The sequence below is a fragment of the Burkholderia sp. Ac-20345 genome (assembly GCF_017104825.1).
Taxonomy (GTDB): Bacteria; Pseudomonadota; Gammaproteobacteria; order Burkholderiales; family Burkholderiaceae; genus Burkholderia; species Burkholderia lata_B.
Map to the genome: position 1 here is coordinate 1 of NZ_JAAGPO010000441.1, position 2,693 is coordinate 2,693.

The 2,693-nt window shown below is 61.9% G+C and carries 3 protein-coding genes; all 3 read left to right on the forward strand.

Translation table 11 applies throughout. The annotated features are described in order from the left end of the window. Positions 1–71 precede the first annotated feature (71 nt). From G3O06_RS47740 to G3O06_RS47750, 3 genes are read left to right on the forward strand one after another with little or no spacing between them, the layout of a single operon-like run. Positions 72–479, forward strand: a complete 408-nt coding sequence (locus G3O06_RS47740) for a transposase (protein WP_205820300.1) — start codon at positions 72–74, stop codon at positions 477–479. Next, entirely contained in the window at positions 476–823 is a 348-nt protein-coding gene (gene tnpB, locus G3O06_RS47745; protein ID WP_071335280.1) for an IS66 family insertion sequence element accessory protein TnpB, read from the forward strand. The genes G3O06_RS47740 and tnpB overlap by 4 nt, the downstream gene beginning before the upstream one ends. Positions 824–852: 29 nt before the next feature. Continuing rightward, a complete protein-coding gene (locus G3O06_RS47750; protein WP_205820308.1) occupies positions 853–2,457 on the forward strand; it encodes an IS66 family transposase in 1,605 nt (534 codons plus the stop codon). Positions 2,458–2,693 lie beyond the last annotated feature (236 nt).

Sequence of the window (2,693 nt, forward strand, 5' to 3'; positions counted from 1 at the left end):
GCGTAAGCGCGTCTCGTGCACCGTCTCGACGATGTGACAGGAAGTTGCCAGAGTAATCCCCACCAAAAGTAGTGGGGACCACTGTGGCAACGGAAGCACCGAAGAGAACATCACGCAAAGGCATCCCGAATCACCCCGTTGAATTCCGACGACATTTGGCCAAACTGGCCTGCGAGCCGGGCGTATCAGTGGCGCGTCTGGCGATGGAACACGGGGTGAATACGAACCTAGTATTCAAATGGCGCCGAGCGCTGCGTGCCGGCGAATACGATCCGGGAGATTTGCTGCCCGTGACGGTGGAAGCGCCGGTGCAAGAGATCGAGCAGCCAGCCCCGGCACCAGTTGCCAGCGCTGCTCCGATCGGCGCCATCGAGATCAGCGTGGGCAACACCCGCGTGCGCATCGAAGGCTCACCCAATGAGGCCACGTTACTGCTGGTGCTCCGCATGTTGCGTGGCACGTCGGGATCGACGGCATGATCGGCCTACCCAGCCGCACAAAAATCTGGCTGGCCGCGGGTGTGACCGACATGCGTTCGGGTTTCAACAGCCTGGCCGCTAAGGTCCAGACGGTACTGGAGCGAGACCCGTTCAGCGGTCACGTGTTCGTGTTCCGCGGCAGGCGTGGCGATCTGGTCAAAGTGCTGTGGTGGAGCGGCGACGGCATGTGCCTTCTGATGAAGCGCCTTGAACGCGGCCGGTTCGTCTGGCCACGGGCGGACGGTGGCGTGGTGTGCCTGAGCCAGGCGCAACTGTCGATGCTGCTCGAAGGTATCGACTGGCGGCAACCAGTCCGCACGACGGAGCCGACATCGGCGTTGTAAACCTGTCGGCCGCCGCGTAGACTGCCGGCATGACCACGGCAAACGCCTATCCGGACAACGTCGAAGCGCTCAAGGCCATGCTGCTTGAGCGCGATGCACGCATTGGGCATCTGGAAGATGTGGTCGAATCGCACAAGGCGGCGAACGCCACCGCCAAGGCCGAGATCGAGCATCTGAAGCTGCTGATCGCGAAACTGCGCCGCATGCAGTTCGGCCGGAGTTCAGAGAAGCTCGACCGTCAGATCGAACAGCTCGAGTTGCGACTGGAAGAGCTCGAGGCCGACGAAGGCGCTGCCCCCATCGAGATTCTGAAGGCGCCGCGTACCGCACCGGAACAAGCGCCGCGCAAACCGCTCCCCGAGCATCTGCCCCGCGAGATTCTGACGTACTGGCCGGAATCGGGCGAAACCTGCCCGGCGTGCGGCGGCCCCATGAAGCAACTCGGCGAGGACATCTCCGAGCAGCTGGAATATGTACCGGCCAGCTTCCGCGTGATCCGCCATCTGCGCCCGAAACTGGCATGCACGTGCTGCGACCACATTACACAAGCTGCTGCGCCGAGCCGCCCCATCGAGCGCGGCCTGGCTGGTCCGGGCTTGCTGGCTCATGTGCTGATCTCGAAGTTCGCGGATCACCTGCCGTTGTATCGCCAGTCGGCGATCTATGCGCGTGAGGGTGTCGATCTGGATCGCTCGCTGCTGGCGAAATGGGTGGGTCATGGTGCGAACCTGATGCAACCGCTGGTCGACGCCTTACGCCGGCACGTCATGGCGGCCACCAAGCTGCATGCAGACGATACGCCGATGCCGGTACTCGCGCCGGGCAACGGCAAGACGAAAACCGGTCGGCTGTGGGTCTACGTGCGCGACGACCGAAACTCGGCCGACATGACGCCGCCGGCCGTCTGGTTCGCATATACCCCCGACCGCAAGGGCGTCCATCCTCAGCAGCATCTCGAATCGTTCAACGGCACGTTGCAGGCGGACGCCTACGGCGGGTACCAGGCGATTTACGAATCCGGGCGGGTAGCCGAAGCAGCCTGCTGGGCACATGCTCGGCGACAGTTCTACGAACTGCACGCCGCACGCCCAAATGCCTTGAACACCGAGGCACTGGAACGTATCGGCGCGTTGTACAAGATCGAGGAAGCAATCCGGGGCAAGCCGCCAGATAAGCGACGGGCGTACCGGCAAACACACGCTAGGCCCTTGCTCGATCAACTCCATGCCTGGCTGAGTACCATGCTGGAAACGCTCTCGCGCAAATCCGACACGAGCCGCGCGATCCTCTATGCGCTGAACCGGTGGGAAGCGCTCACGCGCTACTGTGTCGACGGGCATCTGGAAATCGACAACCTGCCAGTCGAGCGTGCTCTCCGTGGGGTGGCTATCGGGCGCCGGAACTACCTGTTCGCGGGTGCAGACTCAGGTGGCGAGCGTGCGGCGGCAATCTACAGTCTGATCGGTACGGCCAAGCTCAACGGCATCGATCCCGAGGCGTATCTGCGTGCCGTGCTCGCGCGCATCGCAGACCACCCAATCAACCGCGTTGACGAACTGCTCCCATGGAGAATAACCAAGGCCGGGTGCAACAGTCACTCAACAGGTTCAAACCTGAAGTGCGTTTCAGCGTAAGAGGCGTTGCAGCGCCAGACTTCCTTCCCATCCCGATCAAAGATCGCAAGCCCCTTTGTTATCGTGCACCCCGCCTGTGGAAACACAGCACTGTGTCCATTCATTGCGGCAGATAGAGCATTCCGCTCCTTACAGCTTGCCAAGTATTTACCGTCGCGCAGAGCCATCACCGCTACCAAATCTCTCGAAAATAGCCTTATCTTACCCTGTCAACACGGCAGTCAAGCAGCGCTTAC